The organism is Bacillus sonorensis NBRC 101234 = KCTC 13918, from assembly GCF_001592005.1.
GTDB classification, from domain to species: Bacteria; Bacillota; Bacilli; order Bacillales; family Bacillaceae; genus Bacillus; species Bacillus sonorensis.
This window is the reverse complement of the sequence record NZ_BCVZ01000001.1, coordinates 68,779-89,164: the sequence shown is the minus strand read 5'-3', so window position 1 is coordinate 89,164 and position 20,386 is coordinate 68,779. Positions and strand designations below refer to the sequence as shown.

Annotated in this window: 21 protein-coding genes; 9 read left to right on the top strand and 12 right to left on the bottom strand. The window is 46.3% G+C overall.

What is annotated here, in order from left to right:
• From chrA to chrS, 3 genes are read right to left on the bottom strand one after another with little or no spacing between them, the layout of a single operon-like run.
• Positions 1–537: a chromate efflux transporter ChrA gene (gene chrA / locus BTR1S_RS00395; protein ID WP_006639332.1), complete on the bottom strand. Its 537-nt coding sequence runs from the start codon at positions 535–537 to the stop codon at positions 1–3.
• The gene (chrB, locus tag BTR1S_RS00390) at positions 534–1,115 is read right to left on the bottom strand and encodes a chromate efflux transporter ChrB (protein WP_006639331.1); all 582 of its coding nucleotides are present in this window, start codon (positions 1,113–1,115) and stop codon (positions 534–536) included. Before chrB ends, chrA begins: the two co-directional genes overlap by 4 nt.
• A gap of 14 nt (positions 1,116–1,129) precedes the next feature.
• Positions 1,130–1,606: a chromate efflux transcriptional regulator ChrS gene (gene chrS, locus BTR1S_RS00385; RefSeq protein WP_006639330.1), complete on the bottom strand. Its 477-nt coding sequence runs from the start codon at positions 1,604–1,606 to the stop codon at positions 1,130–1,132.
• 330 nt (positions 1,607–1,936) lie between these two features.
• Here chrS and BTR1S_RS00380 point away from each other — a divergent pair, with 330 nt between their 5' ends.
• Complete coding sequence (locus BTR1S_RS00380; protein ID WP_006639329.1) at positions 1,937–2,536, top strand: nitroreductase family protein; 600 nt, start codon at positions 1,937–1,939, stop codon at positions 2,534–2,536.
• A gap of 56 nt (positions 2,537–2,592) precedes the next feature.
• Here BTR1S_RS00380 and alsR read toward each other — a convergent pair whose 3' ends face one another.
• On the bottom strand, positions 2,593–3,477 hold the full coding sequence (gene alsR, locus BTR1S_RS00375; protein ID WP_006639328.1) for an acetoin biosynthesis transcriptional regulator AlsR: 885 nt from the start codon (positions 3,475–3,477) through the stop codon (positions 2,593–2,595).
• Positions 3,478–3,638: 161 nt separating this feature from the next.
• Between alsR and alsS the strand changes: the two genes are divergently transcribed.
• Positions 3,639–5,357, top strand: a complete 1,719-nt coding sequence (gene alsS / locus BTR1S_RS00370; RefSeq protein ID WP_006639327.1) for an acetolactate synthase AlsS — start codon at positions 3,639–3,641, stop codon at positions 5,355–5,357.
• Positions 5,358–5,409: 52 nt separating this feature from the next.
• Positions 5,410–6,171, top strand: a complete 762-nt coding sequence (gene budA / locus BTR1S_RS00365; RefSeq protein ID WP_029419601.1) for an acetolactate decarboxylase — start codon at positions 5,410–5,412, stop codon at positions 6,169–6,171.
• 39 nt (positions 6,172–6,210) lie between these two features.
• Here the strand turns inward: budA and BTR1S_RS00360 are convergent, their stop codons facing one another.
• Complete coding sequence (locus BTR1S_RS00360) at positions 6,211–6,978, bottom strand: class I SAM-dependent methyltransferase (RefSeq protein WP_006639325.1); 768 nt, start codon at positions 6,976–6,978, stop codon at positions 6,211–6,213.
• A 113-nt stretch (positions 6,979–7,091) separates the two neighbouring features.
• Between BTR1S_RS00360 and BTR1S_RS00355 the strand changes: the two genes are divergently transcribed.
• On the top strand, positions 7,092–8,006 hold the full coding sequence (locus tag BTR1S_RS00355) for a LysR family transcriptional regulator (RefSeq protein ID WP_006639324.1): 915 nt from the start codon (positions 7,092–7,094) through the stop codon (positions 8,004–8,006).
• 86 nt (positions 8,007–8,092) lie between these two features.
• Here the strand turns inward: BTR1S_RS00355 and rbsB are convergent, their stop codons facing one another.
• From rbsB to BTR1S_RS00325, 6 genes are read right to left on the bottom strand one after another with little or no spacing between them, the layout of a single operon-like run.
• Positions 8,093–9,016 (bottom strand): ribose ABC transporter substrate-binding protein RbsB, encoded by a 924-nt coding sequence (rbsB, locus tag BTR1S_RS00350; protein ID WP_006639323.1) that lies wholly within the window; start codon positions 9,014–9,016, stop codon positions 8,093–8,095.
• A gap of 16 nt (positions 9,017–9,032) precedes the next feature.
• Positions 9,033–10,001, bottom strand: a complete 969-nt coding sequence (gene rbsC / locus BTR1S_RS00345; RefSeq protein ID WP_029419600.1) for a ribose ABC transporter permease RbsC — start codon at positions 9,999–10,001, stop codon at positions 9,033–9,035.
• A gap of 1 nt (position 10,002) precedes the next feature.
• A complete protein-coding gene (locus BTR1S_RS00340; protein ID WP_029419599.1) occupies positions 10,003–11,484 on the bottom strand; it encodes a sugar ABC transporter ATP-binding protein in 1,482 nt (493 codons plus the stop codon).
• A gap of 28 nt (positions 11,485–11,512) precedes the next feature.
• Positions 11,513–11,908, bottom strand: a complete 396-nt coding sequence (rbsD, locus tag BTR1S_RS00335; protein WP_006639321.1) for a D-ribose pyranase — start codon at positions 11,906–11,908, stop codon at positions 11,513–11,515.
• Positions 11,905–12,786, bottom strand: coding sequence for a ribokinase (gene rbsK / locus BTR1S_RS00330; RefSeq protein ID WP_006639320.1), 882 nt, complete (start codon positions 12,784–12,786; stop codon positions 11,905–11,907). The genes rbsD and rbsK overlap by 4 nt, the downstream gene beginning before the upstream one ends.
• Positions 12,779–13,768: a LacI family DNA-binding transcriptional regulator gene (locus tag BTR1S_RS00325; RefSeq protein ID WP_029419598.1), complete on the bottom strand. Its 990-nt coding sequence runs from the start codon at positions 13,766–13,768 to the stop codon at positions 12,779–12,781. Before BTR1S_RS00325 ends, rbsK begins: the two co-directional genes overlap by 8 nt.
• 892 nt (positions 13,769–14,660) lie before the next feature.
• On the opposite strand from BTR1S_RS00325, the gene pgsB reads away from it, so the two are divergent.
• From pgsB to BTR1S_RS00305, 5 genes are all read left to right on the top strand, one after another.
• On the top strand, positions 14,661–15,842 hold the full coding sequence (gene pgsB / locus BTR1S_RS00320) for a poly-gamma-glutamate synthase PgsB (protein ID WP_006639318.1): 1,182 nt from the start codon (positions 14,661–14,663) through the stop codon (positions 15,840–15,842).
• 15 nt (positions 15,843–15,857) lie between these two features.
• Positions 15,858–16,307: a poly-gamma-glutamate biosynthesis protein PgsC gene (pgsC, locus tag BTR1S_RS00315; RefSeq protein WP_006639317.1), complete on the top strand. Its 450-nt coding sequence runs from the start codon at positions 15,858–15,860 to the stop codon at positions 16,305–16,307.
• A gap of 20 nt (positions 16,308–16,327) precedes the next feature.
• The gene (locus BTR1S_RS00310; RefSeq protein ID WP_006639316.1) at positions 16,328–17,497 is read left to right on the top strand and encodes a CapA family protein; all 1,170 of its coding nucleotides are present in this window, start codon (positions 16,328–16,330) and stop codon (positions 17,495–17,497) included.
• Entirely contained in the window at positions 17,494–17,658 is a 165-nt protein-coding gene (locus BTR1S_RS22665) for a hypothetical protein (RefSeq protein WP_006639315.1), read from the top strand. The genes BTR1S_RS00310 and BTR1S_RS22665 overlap by 4 nt, the downstream gene beginning before the upstream one ends.
• A gap of 478 nt (positions 17,659–18,136) precedes the next feature.
• Positions 18,137–19,384, top strand: a complete 1,248-nt coding sequence (locus tag BTR1S_RS00305) for a C40 family peptidase (protein ID WP_006639314.1) — start codon at positions 18,137–18,139, stop codon at positions 19,382–19,384.
• Between the two features lie 44 nt (positions 19,385–19,428).
• Here the strand turns inward: BTR1S_RS00305 and BTR1S_RS00300 are convergent, their stop codons facing one another.
• Complete coding sequence (locus BTR1S_RS00300; RefSeq protein ID WP_006639313.1) at positions 19,429–20,289, bottom strand: Cof-type HAD-IIB family hydrolase; 861 nt, start codon at positions 20,287–20,289, stop codon at positions 19,429–19,431.
• Positions 20,290–20,386: the final 97 nt, after the last annotated feature.

Genomic DNA, 20,386 nt, shown 5'->3' with positions numbered 1-20,386 from the left:
TTAGAGCAGGGGGATGACAATGCCGCCGTATGCGAACGCTGCGGCGATGATAACCGCCGGGTGGATGCGGAATTTTGTCAATCCCACCAATGCTACCAACGCGATGGCCGATGTTTGTATAAATCCAATGGAATGAACTGCATCACCGCCGATTTCCCATGTCAAGAGCAGCATCATAACGGCGATTACGGGCTGGACGGCCAGTGTCATTCCTTTTATGGCCTGCGACTTGCGGAAACGTCTGATCAACTTGAGCAATAAAATGAGCACGACGGCAGAAGGCAGTGTGGTCGCAATGAGAGCGACGACCGCACCGGGCCACCCAAACACACTATATCCGACATATGAGGCGATTTTTGTGGCGATCGGTCCAGGCAAAGCGTTCGCAAGCGCCAGCATGTTGGAAAATTCATCTTTTGAAAGCCAGTGAAAATGGTGAACAACTTCTTCAAAATTAAGGGGAATCGACGCCGGACCGCCGCCGTAGCCCAGCAGATTTGCGATGAAAAAAGCCCAAAACAAATAAAGCAGGATCATGAAGACACCCCTTTATCCTTTTCCTGTGCAACCTTTCTTTTCAACTTAAAGTGGAATGCTCCATAAGCTAAAAAAATCATGACAACGATTCCTGGATGAATGGAAAACACCTGAAGCCCCAAAAATGCAAGAATGAAACAAAGAATGCCGGTTACAACACCGAATCCTTTCAGCGTTTTTTGACCGAATTCATATGCCATGATACCGAGCATCACGGCAATGACCGGGGTGACAGCGCCGATCATGCCGTTGACGACGCTCGAATGGCTAAGCACATTGACGGCGGCAAACAACGCGGCCATCGCTGTACAGGTCGGCAGGATATGTGCCGCTGTCGCGACGATGGCCCCCGGGGTGCCTTTGACTCTATGCCCCAAATACGCCGACATCTTTGTGGCGATCGGGCCTGGAAGCGCATTGGCGATAGCCAGGATCTCACCGAATTCATCATCATCGATCCATTTGAATGTTGTGACGGCCTCGTGGCGGATCAGCGGTATAACGGAAGGTCCGCCGCCAAATCCCAATATTCCGGTCCTCACCATCGCTATGATCAATTCCCGAAAAGGATGCTTCATACCGGTTCCCCCTTTTACAGCTTCATGCCCATGCGGCTTTTATAGCGTTTGATCAGCATCTGACAATCCACGCTGACGACGCCTTTCAACGGATACAGGCGTTTGGTCAGAAATTGCTCCATTTCATGGTCATTTGCAAAGATTCCATGCATATGCAGCTTGCTTGGGCCTGTCATATGATAAAGGCTTGTCACAGCAGGTTCATTTTCAAGTGCGGCGGCGACAGCCTCTAAATATTGGGGCTCGACTTCAACATTGAAGAAGACCGATACATGAATTCCCACTTTTGCGGGATTGATAACGGCAGTAAACTTTTCGATGATGCCTTCTTCAATCAGATTGTTGATTCTTGTTTGAACGGCAACCCTGGACAGACCTACGCGTTTTCCAAGATCCGTATAAGAAATTCTCCCCTCCTCATGTAATATGGAAAGAATTTTTTTATCGGTTTCATCAAGTACTAAATTCGGCATATGGTAATCAAGGCTCATAGACGCACCTTCCTTTTATGTTTGGTATATGTTTTCATCGTGCCGTGGCAATTCTAAACTGCAATGTGTTTTCTGTTTTCAAAAACGTTTTGTCAATTGTATCATATATTAAATTTCGATAAGAAGGATTATAGTGTTTTTATTCATCTTTACGAAAAAGTGTAAAGTGTCTTCTTCCGTGGAGGTAGATCATGAGGTTCCCGCCCGCTGTACGTCAAAAGAAAACACGTAGCGAAGAGGTGTATGAGACAAATCTTTTGACGCGCTTTGAAACATGGACTATAATTATCTCGAAATCGAGATAATTTTTTAAAATTGGAGGCGGAAAAATTGGCAAAAGATTTTTATACAGCCATTAAAGAAAGACGTTCTATTTATGGAATCTCTAAAGATGTAAAGGTCTCGGATGAAAGGATTCAAGAAATCGTCGAGTTTGCCGTCAATCACACCCCATCATCATTCAACTCGCAAAGCTCAAGAGCCGTTGTTCTGCTTGGCGACCAGCATGATAAGTTTTGGAATATCACAACTGAAACATTGAGAAAGATCGTTCCTGCTGATCAATTTGCAAGCACTCAGGAAAAAATGAACGCTTTCGGAAACGGCTATGGTACGGTTCTGTTTTTTGAAGATCAGCATGTCATCGAAGGACTTCAAGAACAATTTGCATTATATAAAGACAATTTCCCGATCTGGTCTGAGCAGTCTTCAGGCATGCTTCAGCTTGTTGTGTGGACCGCTTTGGAGAGCGAAGGGCTGGGTGCGACATTGCAGCACTATAACCCGCTTGTTGATGAGGATGTCAAAAAAGAATGGAACATCCCTGAACATTGGAAGCTCATCGCCCAAATGCCGTTCGGCCATCCGGTATCAGAGCCGGGAGAAAAAGATTTCGCACCGATTTCTGAACGCGTGAAAATCCATAAATAAACAAAGAAAATCCCCAATGAACGAGCATTGGGGATTTTTATTCATATTCTATCAGTCTATGATGTCGAAACCTGGTTCGAAACTTCTATAAAATGCTGCAGCGCCGGATTGCGGTTGTCCTTTCTGTGGGCGGTCACCCACTCAGCCTTAAGCCGAAGATCTTCGACTTCCCTGTAGACCACGTCAAGGTTGAATAAACGTTTGGCCGCGGCCGGCACCACGGCGACTCCCATTCCAGCCGATACCAGGCCAATCACCATTTGATATTCGGTAGCTTCCTGGGCGATGTTGGGAATGAAGCCGGCTTTTTCGCACAAAAAATTGAAATCAGTGTATAGAGAGGGCCATGCTTCTTTGTCGATCGCGATGAGCGACTCGTCTTCAAGATCCTGCAGATGAACCCTGGATGTTTTTGTGAGCGGGTGATGTTTAGGAAGCGCGAGTACGCAATGGCTTTTCTTCACTGTGTATGTCTTCAATTCATCGTTTCCTAACGGGGGATGCAATACGCCGATGTCGATGTGTCCGTTGAATAAGGCTTCGACTTGATTTGGAGTAGAAAGCTCCCGCAAATCAATGCTGACTGAAGGGAACTGTTTTCGGTATTCCCTGATGATAGGAGGCATGATTTCATATGTTGCCGAGCCGACAAATCCGATCACGAGTCTGCCGAGCTCTCCTCTGGCGGTTCTCTGGGCCATGTCGACCGCCTGATCAATCTGTGACAGGCCTTCTTTTATTTGTTTTAAAAAAACGCTGCCTGCGGTTGTCAGTTTGACGGCCCTTTTTGACCTCTTCAGCAAGGTTACGCCAATTTCACTCTCTAGCTGCTTAATTTGCTGGCTGAGCGGAGGCTGAGTCATGTTCAGCCGAAGAGCTGCTTTTCCGAAATGCAGCTCTTCGGCTACAACCATAAAATAACGAAGGTGGCGCAGCTCCATAAATTCACTCATTCCTTTCTGAATGCGATTTCAGTCGTTTTACATATTAATTGTAAGACAAAGAAGTATTGGAAAACAATTTCCACAAGATGTATATTTAATAATACAATAATTTTATTAAAAATTCATTGTAAACGAATGAAAGTGAAGGAGTGAGGGCTTTGAATAATGTAGCCGCTAAAAATGAAACTCTTACTGTAAGAGGAGCAGAGCTTGTGGTGGATAGTCTCATTCAGCAAGGTGTCACTCATGTTTTCGGTATTCCGGGAGCAAAAATCGATGCGGTGTTTGACGTATTGAAAGACAAGGGGCCTGAATTGATCGTTTGCCGTCACGAGCAGAATGCAGCATTTATGGCGGCGGCAGTCGGACGATTGACTGGAAAGCCCGGTGTGTGCCTGGTGACTTCAGGTCCGGGAGCTTCTAATTTAGCTACCGGTCTTGTGACAGCCAATACAGAAGGAGATCCGGTTGTTGCTCTTGCTGGTGCTGTAAAGAGAGCGGATCGTCTCAAAAAAACCCACCAATCAATGGATAATGCGGCATTGTTTCAGCCGATTACAAAATACAGCGCAGAAGTAGAAGATTCTAATAATATTCCTGAAGCCGTAACCAATGCGTTCAGAGCGGCATCTGCTGGACAGGCAGGCGCTGCCTTTCTCAGCTTTCCGCAGGATGTAACGGCAGGACCGGCAACCGCCAAACCGGTGGGAACCATGCCGACGCCGAAAATGGGGCCGGCTCCGGATGAACAAATCAGTGCGGCAATCGCTAAAATTCACAATGCGAACCTTCCAGTCGTGCTTGTCGGTATGAAAGGCGGAAGACCGGAAGCGGCAGAAGCGGTCCGCCGTTTGCTGAGAAAGGTGAAGCTTCCGTTTGTCGAAACATATCAGGCTGCGGGAACGCTCTCTCATGACTTAGAAGACCAATACTTTGGCCGAATCGGATTATTCCGCAACCAGCCGGGGGATATTTTATTGGAAAAAGCGGATGTCGTCTTGACGATCGGCTATGATCCGATTGAATATGATCCGGTATTTTGGAATGGAAAAGGTGAGCGGAGCATTATCCATCTTGATGAAATTCAAGCGGATATCGATCATGATTATCAGCCTGACATCGAATTGATCGGAGATATTGCCGCGACTTTGGATCATATTGAACATGATTCGCTCCCTGTAACAATCGACAAATCGCTCGTGCCTGTGCTTCACCAGCTAAGCAAAGCGCTGGAGGAACAAAGCCGGCCGCCTAAAGAGAAAAAATCAGATCTTGTACATCCGCTGGATATCATTCAGGAGCTGCGCAGTTTGGTGAGCGATGATATAACAGTCACTTGTGACATCGGCTCCCATGCCATTTGGATGTCCAGATATTTCCGCTGCTACCGTCCGCTTGGACTGCTGATTTCAAACGGTATGCAGACGCTTGGCGTCGCTTTGCCTTGGGCGATTGCCGCATCCCTTGTAAACCCTGGCAAAAAAGTCGTATCTGTTTCAGGTGACGGCGGCTTCTTGTTCTCTGCAATGGAATTGGAAACAGCGGTCAGATTAAAAGCTCCGATTGTCCACCTAGTATGGAATGACAGCACATACGATATGGTCGCCTTCCAGCAGGAAATGAAATACAACCGGACGTCCGGAGTCGACTTTGGCAATATAGATATTGTAAAATACGCTGAAAGCTTCGGAGCGAAAGGCTTGAGGGTCAATTCGCCTGATGAGCTGGCAGATGTGCTCAAGCAGGGTCTTGATGCAGAGGGGCCTGTTCTCATTGATATTCCGGTCGATTACAGCGACAACGTTCATTTGGCAGACCAGCGTTTTCCTAAAGCGTTTGAGGAGCAATTAAAAAAAGTAACCTCTAATCAATCTTGATCACAGCGCGTCCAGTCATCATAAATCTAATCAAGGGAGTGAAAAGAGGAAAATGAAAAGTATAAGCAAGCAACAAGTGGTTCAATCTGTCGATAAAAATCTCGACCAGGTCTATCAGGTCTCAACGATGGTTTCGTTGTTGGACGGTATTTATGACGGGGATTTTTACATGTCGGAGATAAAGGAGCACGGCGACTTCGGGATCGGTACGTTTAATCAGCTTGACGGGGAGCTGATCGGATTTGACGGTGAGTTTTACCGCCTCCGTTCCGATGGAAAAGCCTATCCTGTTCAGGGAAGCGACTGCTCTCCCTTCTGCTCTTTGACGTTCTTCCGTCCGGACATCTATCATGAAATCAAACAGCGGATGACGCTTGAAGAATTTGAGGAAGAAATGAAGCGGGTTATGCCGAGTGAAAACCTGTTTTATGCGATCCGTATGGACGGAGTCTTTAAAAAAGTAAAAACAAGAACGGTCGAATTGCAGGAAAAACCGTACGTGCCGATGGTTGAAGCGGTGAAATCCCAGCCGATCTTTGATTTCAACGACATCAAAGGAACGATCGTCGGTTTTTGGACGCCGCAATATGCCCACGGCATCGCCGTATCCGGTTTCCATCTTCACTTTATTGATGAAGAACGCAATGCCGGCGGACATGTTTTTGATTATGAAATTGAAGAATGCAAGGTTCAGATTTCGCAAAAACTCAACATGAACCTCAGATTGCCAAATACGAAGGATTTCTTTAAAGCGGATTTAAGCAGCCACGATCTTGTGGCGGGCATTGAAGCGACAGAAGGAAATCCGGAATGAGAAAAAGCCCTCTTTTAGCAGAGGGCTTTTTTTGTACGGTCAGCGTTTTCTCCCTACAATCAAGATGCCTTTCAGTTTGAAAGAAACAGGCTCGCCTTTATCGTTCTGCACGATTTCAAATTCATCCCGGCAAGCCGGGGACGATCCGGTCAAATGGGCGATAATGTCCGGCCTTTTTTCTTCCGGGACGGCTCCGCGGCGAATCCAGTTTTCAAAATCGATAGGGATGTTCCACTTTTGCTTTTCGATATAGTCCAGTCCGTTTTCTTCAAACCATTCGTTCCATTCCGCAAGCGAGTATTCCCGTACATGTGACGGGTCTCTCATTTGATTGAGCTGATTGATAAACTGATCAAGGGCCTTGTCTTCAGGAGCGTAGTGATCGACAAGGATAAAGCTTCCGCCTGATTTTAGAACGCGGGCGATTTCCGCAACGGCCCGGCGGATGTCAGGGAAATGGTGGGCCGCAAAACGGCATGTAACGATATCAAAAGAAGCATCGGGAAAATCGAGCTTTTCCGCATCTCCCTGAAGAAATGACACACGGAAGGCGTTTTTTTCTTTTGCGAAAAGAGCGGCGGTCTGCACCATTTCTTCGGTAATATCAACCCCTGTGCAATGCTTGACAAAGGGTGAAAAAGCAATCGCCGTATGTCCCGCTCCAGAGCCGACATCAAGCAGAACTTCATCTCCTTGCAGAGAGACGCTGTTGACCATGAATTCAAGATCCTTTCCCGCCGAAAACAAAGGTTCATCACGATAGCGGTCAGGATTTTTCGCAAATTGCTTCTGAGCGCTTGTTTTCATACATATCTTCCTCCTCTTATGGTTATGGATTTATCGTAACGAAATCGACATCTATAAGTCTAAGATATAAAATATATGAAAACGATAGTCTGAAACTATGGAGGTGCGGGGACATGGACATGAGGCTTTTTGAATATACAGCAGAAATAGAGAAAAAAGGCAGTTTTACGAAAGCGGCTGACAGCCTTCATATCGCCCAGCCATCGCTGAGCCAGCAAATAAAAAAACTGGAGAATGAGCTCGGCTTTCCGCTGTTTTATCGGAAAAAGGGAGCCGTGTCTCCGACTCCCCAAGGGAAACGGTTCATTCAAAGAGCCAGGGACATATTGCATGCAAGAGATGACCTGCTGCGTGAAATGCACGATCAGCATCAGGAAATGGGGACAGAATTATCAATCGGCATACCCGCAGTAACGGGAGGTCATCTACTGCCGCCGCTGCTGACATCGTTTTTGGAGAAGCATCCGAACGTGCATGTCCAGCTGATAGAGGAATCGCCGGCGGTGTTAGAGCAAATGACGGAAAACGGGGAAATCGATTTGTCCATTTTGCCGCTGCCTATCGACAATGAACAGCTGGCCACTGTTCCAATATTGACAGAGCCGCTTTTTCTGGCTATTCCGTTTGAAAAGCAAAGCTGGATGACGGAACAAATGCAAACGTTCATTTATTCCGTTCGAAAAGAACCGGGAAGAACGGCTGTTCCATTAAAGGCGGCCGAAAATGTGCCTTTTATTTTATTAAAAGAAGGATACGGATTCCGCAGAACAGTGCTTGATCTATGTGCAAAAGCGGAATTTAAGCCACAGGTCACATTCAAAACGAGCAGCATTGAAACCGCACAGTCCCTTGTTGAATACGGAATGGGCGTCACGATTGTGCCGCAGATGGTGATGAGGGAAACATCTGCAAGGCTTGTCTATGTTCCTTTGGAAGCCGGGCCAACCCGGACGATTGTGTTTACTTATTCGGAAAACTGTTATGTCAGCCGCGCTGCCAAAGCTTTTATGGAGGCAGCGAAAAAATAGCATAAAAAAGACCTCTTTCGATTAAGAGGTCTGATGCTCCGCCCTTTGCCTTCAAGAAATTTTCGGCCGAGCGGGGCGGGGGGATTTTACTTCTTATTGTCTTTCCTTTCGAGCTTCAACGGAGCCGGTATGGATGGATCGACTTTTTTGCCGCTCAAAATATTTTGTGCAGCCTCAACGGCCAGCTTTCCGATTAATTCAGGCTGCTGGGCGATCGTTGCCGCCATCTCTCCTGCTTTCACCGCTTTGACCGCATCTTCATTTCCGTCAAAGCCGACGACAAGGATGTCTTTCCCGGAGCTTCTGATCGCTTCAATCGCACCGAGCGCCATTTCGTCATTATGGGCAAATACGGCTTGGATATCAGGGTTCCCCTGCAGCAGGTTTTCCATGACATTTAACCCCTTTGTGCGATCGAAGTCGGCCGTTTGCTTTGCGATGACATCGAGCTGCTGATCGGCAGTTTTGTGAAAGCCTGAACCGCGTTCCCGTGTCGCCGAAGCCCCTGGTACGCCTTCCAGCTCTGCGACTTTTGCGCCTTTTCCGAGCTGTTCAACGATGTAATCTGCTGCCATTTGACCGCCCTTTACATTATCTGAAGCAACAAGGGTTTCAACTTTCCCTTTTTCGGCTGATCTGTCAAGGGTTACGACCGGAATACCGAGCGAGTTGGCGGATTGGACCGCCGTAGAGATCGCCGCTGAGTCCGCCGGATTGATCAATAGAGCATCAACGCCTTGCTGCAGAAGATCTTCCACGTCATTTGTCTGTTTGGCAGAATCATCTTGTGCATCAACGACGATCACTTCAATTCCCCGTTTTTTTGCTTCTTTGATGACACCGTTTTTTAATGATACGAAAAACGGGTTTTTCAAGGTTGAGACGGATAGACCGATTTTGATCTCTTTTCCTTTGTCTTTCTTCGGCTTCGCCCACTCAGGCGGCTCCAATGAACAGGCTGACAGGAAGAGCAGCGCCAGCGCTGTGATAACCGTTAGCATTTTTTTCATGAATCATTGCCCTCCTTTATGCGGATTTTTTGCGGTCCAGCAGAACTGCAATCAAGATGACGATTCCTTTAACGACCATTTGGAAAAAGGATGATACACCGAGCAGGTTCAAACCGTTGTTCAATGTACCGATAATCAGGACGCCGATCAGCGTTCCGGCAATTCTTCCTTTTCCTCCGGCAAGGCTGGTTCCGCCTAAAACAACCGCGGCGATGGCGTCAAGCTCATAGGAAGTCCCCGCGGTCGGCTGGGCTGAATTGAGGCGGGACGTCAAAATAGCTCCCGCCAAAGCAGATAAAAGGCCGGCAAGAGAATAGATCATGATTTTGATCCTTGTCACCTTGACGCCTGAAATGACCGCCGCTTTTTCATTGCCGCCGATCGCATAAGTGCGGCGGCCGAACGGCGTTTTATGAAGCAGCGCCCAAAGCACGATAAAGGCAGCCGCCATAATGACGGCGGGGACGGGGATGCCTAAAAAATAGCCGCGGCCAAACAGCTGAAAACCAAAATGATTGCCGAGCCCTGTAATCGGATTTCCGTCTGTATAAACCATTGTCAGCCCGCGGAAAATCGTCATGGTCGCCAGCGTTGCGATAAACGGGGCCATTTTTCCCTTTGTAATGAGGAGCCCGTTTACCATGCCGAGCAGTGCCCCGATCAGGCAGCCGATGATGACCGCGAGTATAGGATCGATCCCGCCGACGATCATTCCCGCCACTAAAGCGCTTGAAAGAGCGAGAATCGCTCCGACTGAAAGGTCGATGCCCCCGGTCAGAATGACAAACGTCATACCGAACGCAATCAGCGCATTAATGGCGACCTGTCTTAACAGGTTTAAAATATTTAATGGTTCTAAAAAGCCCGGATTTAACAGCGATACGATGACAACGAGTATGATGAGGCCGAGAAAAGGGCCGAGCTTTTGCAAAATCGAGTCGAGATTGAGGCTTTTTCCAACATCGTTGGCCGGTTGAGTTTTCATATTACAGCCCTCCTGTAGCAAGTGTCATAATTCGTTCTTGTGTGGCATCATGCCCCGATAATTCCCCGCTCAGCTTTCCTTCATGGATCACAAGCACGCGGTCGCTCATTCCGAGAATCTCGGGAAGCTCTGAGGAGACCATCAGGATTGCGACGCCGCGGTCTGTCAGCTCATTCATCAGCTGGTAAATTTCCCTTTTTGCACCCACATCAACGCCACGCGTCGGCTCATCCAAAATCAGCACTTTTGGTCCGATGCCGATCCATTTGGCGATGACCGCTTTTTGCTGGTTTCCTCCTGAAAGGCTGCGGACGTGCGTTTCAGTCGATGCCGTTTTGATCATCAGCCGCTTGAGCAAAAGGTCAACGAATTCCAGCTCGCTTTTGTGATCGATCCAGCCTCTAGGAGAAAAGCTGGTGAGATTCGGAAGGGCGATATTCTCCCGAATCGAGGCGTCGAGGACGAGCCCTTCGTCCTTCCGGTTTTCAGTAATAAACCCAATGCCTTTTTGCAAAGCATCGCCAGGTTTTTTAATGACCGCTTTTTTGCCGTTGATGAAAATATCTCCCGAGTCGAGCGGATCAAGGCCGAAAATGGCTCTCATGATTTCCGTGCGCCCTGCGCCCATCAGTCCCGATACGCCGACGATTTCCCCGGCCCGTACTTGAAAGCCGACATGTTCAAATACGCCTTTTTTAGACGCGTTTTTGACCTCAAGAACAATTGGGCCGGGCTTTGGATGCCGTTCAGGATAGCGTTCTGTCAGCTCCCGGCCGACCATCTTTTTGACGACTTCATGAAAATCGGTATCAGGGATGTTTGTCGTGTCGATCGTTTTTCCATCGCGCATTACCGTAATCCTGTCGCAGATTTCAAAAATTTCTTCCATGCGGTGGGAAATATAGACGATGGAAACGCCGTTTTTCTTTAATGCGGCAATGACCCCGAACAATTTGTTAATCTCTCTATCCGTTAGAGCCGCTGTCGGCTCATCCATAATTATCACTTTTGCATCGGTCATGAGCGCTTTGGCGATTTCAATCATTTGCTGCTGGCCCACGGAGCAGAGCCCGGCTTCTTTTTCAAGAGAGATGGAGACTGAGAGTTTTTCAAACTGCTCTTTTGCGAGCGCTTTCATTTTTTTAGTATTTAAAAAACCAAGTTTTGAAGACATCTCCCGGCCGATAAAGAGATTTTCCAACACGGTCATCTCAGGCCAAATATTCAGCTCCTGATGGATGAAGGCAATTCCGTTTTGTTCAGCTTCTTTCGGTCCGGAAAAATACATTTCCCGTCCGTCGATTTTTATGATTCCGCTGTCAAGTTTATAAAGGCCGGTTAATAGATTCATTAAGGTCGATTTACCAGCGCCGTTTTCTCCCATCAGGGCATGAACTTCGCCTTCTTTAAGCTCGAAAGAAACACCGGATAACACCCGATTTTGACCAAATGCCTTATAGATGTCTTTCATTTCAATATGCATAGGCTGCACCTTCTTTCCAGATGAACATTTAAAAAATCACCCCGGCATGCAATATACAGTTTGCAAAAGGCGTCGCTTCACCGGTGCGAATCACCGTTTTTGCCCGCTTTGCTGCTTCTTTAAATGCTTCGTGCGGGATATATTCAATGGGCTGTTTGGAAAATAGCTTCCTTAAAAACTCGGCTTGCTCCGGGTTGCCTGTATGAATTTCTGTGGCGGCGGTTACCTTTTCAACGACCATCTCTTCGGCGATCAACTTTGTGATGTCTTTAAAGCCGGGCGTTCCCAATGTCAAAGCCAAATCGATTTTCGGAACCCCTGGCGGCACGGGCAGCCCGGCGTCTGCGATGACGATCGTGTCGGTATGCCCGAGGTCGGCCAGCACTTTAGCGATATGGCTGTTTAATATGCCGTGTTTTTTCATGAGAGCGCACGCTCCACTTCCGCCCGTTTCGGCATGCCGCCTTGTGCGCCGAATTTCAGCACTGAAAGTGAGGCTGCCCGGTTGGCAAAGCGCAGGGCCGATTCAATATCCCCGCCTTCTGAAAGAGCAACAGCCAATCCGGCATTAAAGGTGTCCCCGGCTCCTGTCGTGTCTACTGCTTTTACCGGAAAAGAAGGGATGAGCCTTTCTTCTGTCCCGTTATGGAAGCGGACGCCGTTTTTGCCTTCTGTGATAAACAGCTTTTCCGGGAACCGTTGTAACGCTTCTTCACGGGAAAGGCCTTGAAACAAAACGGAGGCTTCGTGTTCATTCGGCGTAATGTAAGCCGCGTTTTCGATTGTTGCTTTGCTAAGCGGCCGGGCTGGAGCCGGATTCAGCAGCAGGGGGGTGCCGAGCGTTTTGCACAGCCTGCTTACGTAATCGACTGTGTCTTCGGGAATTTCCTGTTGAATCATCACGATATCCGCCCGCTCAATGGCTGGCAGCGCCCGTTCGACATATTCAGGCGTTACATGGTCGTTTGCACCTTTGACGACGATGATACTGTTGTCTCCGTCGGCCAGCACGATGTGAGCTGTCCCGCTTTCTGTATCTGTAACCGGTTCCACATAGTCTGTCAAAACATCGTTCGCTTTCAAATTGGCGAGAATGGCTTTTCCGTAATGATCATCACCTACACAGCCGATCATGTGCACTTCCGCGCCAAGCCTTGCCGCCGCGACGGCTTGGTTTGCCCCCTTTCCGCCCGGCACGGTTTTAAAGGAATCTCCAAGCACCGTTTCTCCGGCTTTCGGCCGTTTTTGCGATGTGACGACCAAATCCATTGAAGAGCTGCCGATCACGCATATGTTACTCATTGTCATCAACCTTTCTTGTCGTTTGTCTTTCAATAAAGGTCACCGGCATTTGCACCGCCGATTGTTCAATATTTTCGTTTTTCATTAATGCCAGCAGCAATTTTGCCGCTTCTTTTCCCATTTCATAAGCGGGCTGCCTGATTGTCGACAGGGAAGGGAACAGCAATTCGCTTTGCGGAATATCGTCAAAACCGATAATTTGCAAATCGTCCGGAACGTTGATCTTCCGTTTTAACGCTTCATGCAAAACGGCTGTTGCCACAATATCATTGCTTGCGATAACGCCGTCAGTCTCTGGGTACAAAGAAAATAACTCCTCAGCCCGCTTTTGCGCTTCCCGAAAAGAAAACGTCTCGGTCGACATGACATGAAAGTCAACATCAGCTCCGCTTAAAATCTCAAGAGCCCCGTTAAACCGGTCTCTTGCCGTCTGCAAGTGGCCAGGTCCTTTCATAAGCGTGATTCTCTTTGAGTTTCTTTGGATGATTTCTAAAGCGGCAATCCGGCCGCCTTCTCTGCCGTCCGCAAAAACAGATGGCGCATGTTCTCCGGTTCTGTCAAGGAAGACAATCGGCATTGATAAATGTTTGTAATTCGCAGAACCTGGATCATTTGTGGCCGAAATCACTCCGACGACGTGATTTTGTTTAAATGTTTGCAGATAGTCAAGTTCTTTATCAAGATTTTCATCACTGTTGCCGAATATAAGACGAAAGCCGTTCTGATGGATTTCATCTTCGACGCCTCTGGCCAGCTGCGGGAAAAATGGGTTTGTAATATCAGGCAGCAGCAGTCCGATCAGCCGCGACTCTCTCTTATAGAGAGATCTGGCTACTTCATTCGGGTGGTAATTCAGCTGTTCCATCGCTTTTAGCACGCGGGTCTTCGTATCCTCATGTACATATCCCGTTTCGTTTAAAACGCGGGAAACCGTGGCGACGGATACTTTGGCAGCGAGCGCGACGTCCTTGATCGTGACCAACGAAGAATTCCCCCCTCCTGTGTGTAACCGTTTACATAAAGAGTATCATGGCCCTGCATAATTGACAATAAAAAAATTTCTACATGTGCAGCTTTACCGGTAACAGATAAAAAAACGCAAGGGAACCTGCATGTCCGGGAAAATACATACGAAGGGTTATATAGAAGAAACAGATCACTAATAATCTCATGTAATTGGATATTATGAAGAAATGCTTATGCAATAATCAACATTTATTTGAACTTATAAACAAAATGAATAGTAAGAAAAATTAAAAATGTTAAAGTTTGATGAATTATAGATAATAAAATTTAATGCCCATTTAAATCTTAGGATTATAACCTAAAAACCGATAAAACGAGATGAATCGATCGCCTCAAAAATTGCTTGGATTTGTTAATGAATCCCGCTCATTGGAGAAAGGGATTTTGCGTTTTTGAGATATAGTCTCAATGTCATGGGACGACTTTATTTTTATTCTCCATAATGGATGACTTTTTAACCCGTCCGAACAATTTGAAAAACACCAATCATAAGCGCGAGCACCAGATATTTTCCCGTCTGTTGGGGAAATACCGGGGATATAAAGATTGATGACCGATGTATCTTTACACCTTTCATCAAATATAGGCAGAAAAGTACAAAATGAAATGTGCGTATTTTTGAAAACGGTTTCTTTAAAATGTGTTGAAAAATAAGTGAGAGATAAGAACTGTCGATTTCCAAAATTATCAACACGATGATAGGTATTAGTATCTTAGATGAGATGATCTTTGTCACAGAAAATAAAGTCGCTTTCTGTTACATAATGCCGATTGTGATTTCATATTGAACCTATATACTGATGAATGAATTTACATATCAGATTCCAAGAAGGAGATGTAGACAAACAATGTGGGTAATGCTATTAGCCTGTGTGGTCGTTGTTGGGATCGGCATTTATGAAAAGAGGCGCCATCAGCAAAACATCGATGCGCTTCCGGTCCGAGTGAACATCAACGGGATACGCGGAAAGTCCACGGTGACAAGACTGACAACAGGGATATTAATTGAAGCAGGGTACAAAACAGTAGGAAAGACCACCGGGACTGATGCAAGGATGATTTATTGGGACACACCGGAGGAAAAGCCGATTAAAAGAAAGCCTCAAGGGCCGAACATCGGAGAGCAAAAGGAAGTCATGAAAGAGACGGTGGAAAGAGGAGCCAATGCGATCGTCAGTGAGTGTATGGCCGTTAATCCTGATTACCAAATCATCTTTCAGGAAGAATTACTTCAGGCTAATATCGGCGTGATCGTAAATGTGCTTGAAGATCACATGGATGTCATGGGGCCGACTTTGGATGAAATCGCTGAAGCTTTCACGGCAACGATTCCTTATAACGGCCACCTGGTCATTACGGATAGCGAGTATACAGATTTCTTTAAACAAGTTGCCAAAGAACGGAACACCAAAGTCATTATTGCGGATAACTCCAAAATATCTGATGAATACCTCCGCCAGTTTGAGTATATGGTGTTTCCGGACAATGCGTCGCTCGCCCTCGGCGTTGCGCAGGCCTTGGGAATTGATGAAGAAACCGCTTTTAAAGGCATGCTGAATGCGCCGCCAGATCCAGGAGCAATGAGGGTTCTGCCGCTGATGAACGCCAAAAATCCGGGCCATTTTGTTAACGGTTTTGCGGCAAATGACGCAGCTTCTACGTTAAACATATGGAAACGCGTGAAAGAAATGGGCTATCCGACAGATCAGCCGATCATTATTATGAACTGCCGCGCCGACAGGGTGGACAGGACACAGCAGTTTGCAAACGATGTCCTTCCTTATATTGAAGCAAGTGAACTTGTGCTGATTGGAGAAACGACAGAGCCAATCGTCAAAGCATATGAAGCAGGCAAAATTCCTGCGGACAAGCTGTTTGATTTTGAGCACAAAACGACGGAAGAAATTATGTTCATGCTGAAAAACAAATTAGAGGGCCGTGTGGTATACGGAATCGGAAATATCCACGGAGCAGCGGAGCCTCTCATCGAAAAAATACAAGATTACAAGATTAAACAGCTCGTTAGCTAGGAGGAAGAAAACACAATGTTTGGATCAGATTTATATATCGCCCTCATTTTAGGTGTCTTACTCAGTTTGATTTTCGCGGAAAAAACGGGGATTGTACCGGCGGGACTTGTCGTACCGGGCTATTTGGGACTTGTATTTAACCAGCCGATTTTCATGCTGTTGGTCCTTTTTGTCAGCCTGTTGACTTATGTGATTGTAAAATACGGACTGTCAAAAATCATGATTCTTTACGGACGCAGAAAATTCGCAGCTATGCTGATCACGGGGATTCTCCTGAAAATCGGGTTCGATTTCATCTATCCGGTGATGCCGTTTGAGATTGCGGAATTCAGGGGAATCGGTATCATCGTACCGGGTCTGATCGCCAATACCATCCAACGTCAAGGATTAACCATTACGCTCGGAAGTACGCTTTTATTAAGCGGAGCAACATTCGTGATTATGTATGCTTACTATCTAATCTAAAGTTAGGTGTGTCTAAAACGATGAAAAAACAACTGAACTTTCAGGAAAAGCTGCTGAAACTGACAAAGCAGGAGAAAAAGAAAACGCATAAACATGTTCTCATCGCATTGCCTGTTATATTTTGTTTAATGTTTGTCTTTACTTGGTTCGGAAGCGCCAAGACTCCTTCACAAATCACAAAGCAAAAGGATGCCAAACTGACAGCCACCTTTGTCGGCGATATCATGATGGGCAGAAATGTAGAAAAAGTGACGAAACTGCATGGTCCGGAAAGTGTTTTCAAAAATGTGAAGCCATATTTTGATGTGTCAGATTTTATAACAGGGAACTTCGAAAACCCTGCAACAAAAGAAAAAGACTATCAGCCTGCAGAAAAGAATATTCATCTGCAAACCAATCTAGAGTCTGTCGAAACCTTGAAAAATATGAACTTCAGTGTGATGAACTTCGCCAACAACCATGCGATGGACTACGGCCAGGACGGTTTGAATGATACGCTTAACAAGTTTACAGAAGAGAATCTGGACATTGTGGGCGCAGGCAAAAATCTGGATGAAGCCAAGCAGCACGTATCTTATCAAAATGTTAACGGCGTAAAAATCGCCACGCTTGGATTTACAGATACCTACACGAAAAATTTCACAGCCAAAAAGAACAGGGGCGGGGTATTGCCGCTAAGCCCGAAAGTCTTTATTCCGATGATTGCGGAAGCCTCCAAAAAAGCGGATCTTGTCGTCGTACACGTTCACTGGGGACAGGAGTATGACAATGAACCGAACGACAGACAAAGAGATTTGGCAAAAGCGATCGCCGATGCGGGTGCAGACGTTATCCTCGGCGCACATCCCCATGTTCTTGAACCGATTGAAGTATATAATGGCACAGCGATTTTCTACAGCCTTGGAAACTTCGTATTTGACCAAGGATGGTCAAGAACCCGCGACAGCGCGCTTGTTCAGTATCATTTAATGAACGATGGTAAAGGCCGCTTTGAGGTGACGCCTCTTAATATTCGCGAAGCCACGCCATCGCCTTTGGGCAAGAGCGATTTCATTAAGCGGGAAGCGATTTTCCGCCAATTAACCAAAGGAACAGGCCTTGACTGGAAAGAGGAAAACGGAAAGCTAACATTTGAAGTTGATCATACGGACAAACTGAAAAATAATGAAAACGGAGTGACAAACAAATGAAAATTGTGAAAGCGATATGGCCGTTTGTTGGATTGATTCTGATCATGTCATTCATGTCCGCTTTTAAATACTCTGATGAACTGTCAAGCGATGAAAAAGCAAAAATTTCAGCAGAAATCGAAAAAGTGCATCAGCAAGATAATGCGACAGGCGGAAAGTAATAAAATAGAATCTGTAGAATCATGATTAGACTGCCCGGGACCTATCCCGGCAGTCTTTATTTTTTTGAGCAAGAAACGACTAATTCCTTAGCTAATCAGGGAAAAAAGTTTTATAAAAATTCAGGAGGATTTTGCTGTTGGTCAAAGAGGATGTTTATTGTATTCTTTTAAAGGGGTAAAAAACAAACATATATACATCCAAATCAAAGAAGAAAATGCGGCAGCAGCTTCATATCCAAATCCGGCTTTTTTGCGAGCACTCATGTTGTACAAATCGGGATGGAAACGAACACCTCATGTATATCACCTTCTGCAGCGAATGTCCCTCTGAATATGATTTTTCCTGAATGTTAATAAAAGCTGATGATTCGAGTGTCTGCATTTCTTCTCACTGCTTCGCATTGCATGCCGAAAAAGTCAGAACTTAAATATCCCAGTAAAACGCCGATGATAGAGAAAAAGAGGAGGAACAGGTCATTTGAAGAAAAAAACAGCACACAAACAGTTGCTCATGTTTATTGGAATGGCGGTGTTTTTGATGTTTTCATTTTTGCCTGGCGAAAAGGCCGCTAAGCCACAGACGAAAGGCGAATCAATTGCCGAAACGGCCAAGAAGCTGGAAGGCAAAAAATACACGTATGGCGGAGCCTCGCCAAAAGAGGGGTTTGATCCGTCAGGCTTTGTTCAGTACGTTTTTCAGGAGGCGCTTGACATCCCGCTTCCCAGAACGGTAAAGGAGCAGGCAAAGATCGGAACAAAGGTGAACCGCCAGGACCTTGAACAGGGCGATATTGTCTTTTTTAAAAACGGAGCGCTTGAATCAGACGGCCCGACACATGTTGCCATTTATTTAGGAGAGGATCAAATCATCCACAGCACGAAATCGAACGGGGTCGCCATTACAAAGCTTGAAGGCAGCGCTTATTGGAGTTCGTCCTATGATCAGGCGAGACGAATAACAGAAGAACCGGAAATTTCAAAAGATCCTGTTGTTCAAAAAGCGCTGAATTATGTTGGGGTTCCTTATGTGTTTGGAAGTGCTTCACCTGATGTCGGCTTTGATTGCTCAGGTCTGACCCAATATGTCTTTAGAGAGGCGCTCGGTGTATATTTGCCGAGGTCGGCGGAACAGCAATGGGCAGTCGGCAAAAAAGTTAAGTTGGAGGATATCCAGCCCGGAGATGTCATCTTCTTCAGCAACACCTATAAGCCGGGCATCTCGCATAACGGCATTTACGCCGGCGGAGGCAGGTTCATTCATGCGAGCCGCTCAGATAAAGTGACGATTTCCTACTTGTCGGCATCATACTGGCAAAAGAAATTCACGGGTATCCGCCGCTTTGACAATCTCTCGCTGCCGGACAATCCGATTGTTTCCGAAGCCATTCAATATATTGGCGAAGTCGGCTACAAAAAGGGCGGCACAACCCCTCAGGAAGGCTTTGACACATCAGGCTTTATCCAGTATGTGTACAAAACGGCGGCCGGCATCGAGCTGCCGCGCTACGCCGATAAGCAGTACAAAGCAGGCACAAAGATCACGAAGCAGGAGCTTGAACCGGGAGATCTCGTTTTCTTCCAAGGAACGACCGTCCTCCATCCCGCCATTTATATCGGCAACGGCCAGGTCGTTCTCGTCACCCTTTCCTCTGGTGTGACGACCGCCGACATGGAGACAAGCGCGTATTGGAAAGATAAATATGTCGGAAGCGTCAGAATTCAATAGCTTAAAAAAGGAAACCGCCCTGAGGTGATCAGGCGGTTTCTTTTTTATTGATACTCGTTTTCAAGCAGCTTGTTGATAAAATAAGCCACACCATTTTCATCATTGCTTTTCGTGATAAACGTGCTCATATGTTTTAGCTCATCGATCGCATTTCCCATCGCGATTCGATGGTCCGCTTCTTCAAACATTGATAAATCGTTCGGACTGTCGCCGATTGCGTAGATATCCTTTTTCTCAATTCCGTAATGTCTCGCAAATTCTCTCAAGGCCCTGCCTTTACCTGAGTCGGCAGGCAGAATTTCAATAATGTGCTTTCCGGACGAAGTGAGTCCGAGTTTTGTATATGCCGACAGATCGGTTTTTGCTTTTTTCAGCTTCTCCATATCAAATGAAAAGCAAAGCAGCTTATAAATATTTTCGTTTCCGTTAAACACTTCGCGAATATCGGGAACAGGCTTAATGCCGAATTGTTTAAACTGTGTCAGCGCCCCCTGCCAAAGCGTCTCCCTGTCTTCGTCCGGATTGGCGCTCGTGACGATATCAAGCTCGGCCTGGAGTTTTTGTTTTCCGTCATATGGAGATAAAAGGGCATCATCCGTATATACTTCAAAGTAAATATCATGCTCTGTCAAATATTGAGCTGCTTTTTGCCCGGCTTCCCGATCCATCAAGGTTCTGCTCAGCAGTTTATAGTTGAAATCGTGAACCGTTCCCCCGTTTGCGGCGATAATCGGAATGTCTAAATCATTGAGAAGCGCTTTTACGTCAAAGGTTGCCCTTCCCGTGCAAATCGCCACGATGCAGTCCGAGACAAGCGCCTTTTTGATGGCGGCCCGATTTTCTGCAGAAATTTTGCTTTCGGTATTTAAAAGGGTTCCATCCAAATCGATTGCAATTAATCTCATTATGTAAATATGACCTCCTATTAGAGCGGTTTTAAGTGTTCAGAGGCAAAAAACAGCTTTCCCAGAGTATTCCCTAAATGATATAAAACTGTTATGT

What these genes read in the sequence shown, in the direction of transcription:
- chrA (WP_006639332.1), bottom strand. Translation starts at nt 537, where the DNA reads ATGATCCTGCTTTATTTGTTTTGGGCTTTTTTCATCGCAAATCTGCTG.
- chrB (WP_006639331.1), bottom strand. Translation starts at nt 1,115, where the DNA reads ATGAAGCATCCTTTTCGGGAATTGATCATAGCGATGGTGAGGACCGGA.
- chrS (WP_006639330.1), bottom strand. Translation starts at nt 1,606, where the DNA reads ATGAGCCTTGATTACCATATGCCGAATTTAGTACTTGATGAAACCGAT.
- alsR (WP_006639328.1), bottom strand. Translation starts at nt 3,477, where the DNA reads ATGGAGCTGCGCCACCTTCGTTATTTTATGGTTGTAGCCGAAGAGCTG.
- budA (WP_029419601.1), top strand. Translation starts at nt 5,410, where the DNA reads ATGAAAAGTATAAGCAAGCAACAAGTGGTTCAATCTGTCGATAAAAAT.
- BTR1S_RS00360 (WP_006639325.1), bottom strand. Translation starts at nt 6,978, where the DNA reads ATGAAAACAAGCGCTCAGAAGCAATTTGCGAAAAATCCTGACCGCTAT.
- BTR1S_RS00355 (WP_006639324.1), top strand. Translation starts at nt 7,092, where the DNA reads ATGGACATGAGGCTTTTTGAATATACAGCAGAAATAGAGAAAAAAGGC.
- rbsB (WP_006639323.1), bottom strand. Translation starts at nt 9,016, where the DNA reads ATGAAAAAAATGCTAACGGTTATCACAGCGCTGGCGCTGCTCTTCCTG.
- rbsC (WP_029419600.1), bottom strand. Translation starts at nt 10,001, where the DNA reads ATGAAAACTCAACCGGCCAACGATGTTGGAAAAAGCCTCAATCTCGAC.
- BTR1S_RS00340 (WP_029419599.1), bottom strand. Translation starts at nt 11,484, where the DNA reads ATGCATATTGAAATGAAAGACATCTATAAGGCATTTGGTCAAAATCGG.
- rbsD (WP_006639321.1), bottom strand. Translation starts at nt 11,908, where the DNA reads ATGAAAAAACACGGCATATTAAACAGCCATATCGCTAAAGTGCTGGCC.
- rbsK (WP_006639320.1), bottom strand. Translation starts at nt 12,786, where the DNA reads ATGAGTAACATATGCGTGATCGGCAGCTCTTCAATGGATTTGGTCGTC.
- pgsB (WP_006639318.1), top strand. Translation starts at nt 14,661, where the DNA reads ATGTGGGTAATGCTATTAGCCTGTGTGGTCGTTGTTGGGATCGGCATT.
- pgsC (WP_006639317.1), top strand. Translation starts at nt 15,858, where the DNA reads ATGTTTGGATCAGATTTATATATCGCCCTCATTTTAGGTGTCTTACTC.
- BTR1S_RS00310 (WP_006639316.1), top strand. Translation starts at nt 16,328, where the DNA reads ATGAAAAAACAACTGAACTTTCAGGAAAAGCTGCTGAAACTGACAAAG.
- BTR1S_RS22665 (WP_006639315.1), top strand. Translation starts at nt 17,494, where the DNA reads ATGAAAATTGTGAAAGCGATATGGCCGTTTGTTGGATTGATTCTGATC.
- BTR1S_RS00300 (WP_006639313.1), bottom strand. Translation starts at nt 20,289, where the DNA reads ATGAGATTAATTGCAATCGATTTGGATGGAACCCTTTTAAATACCGAA.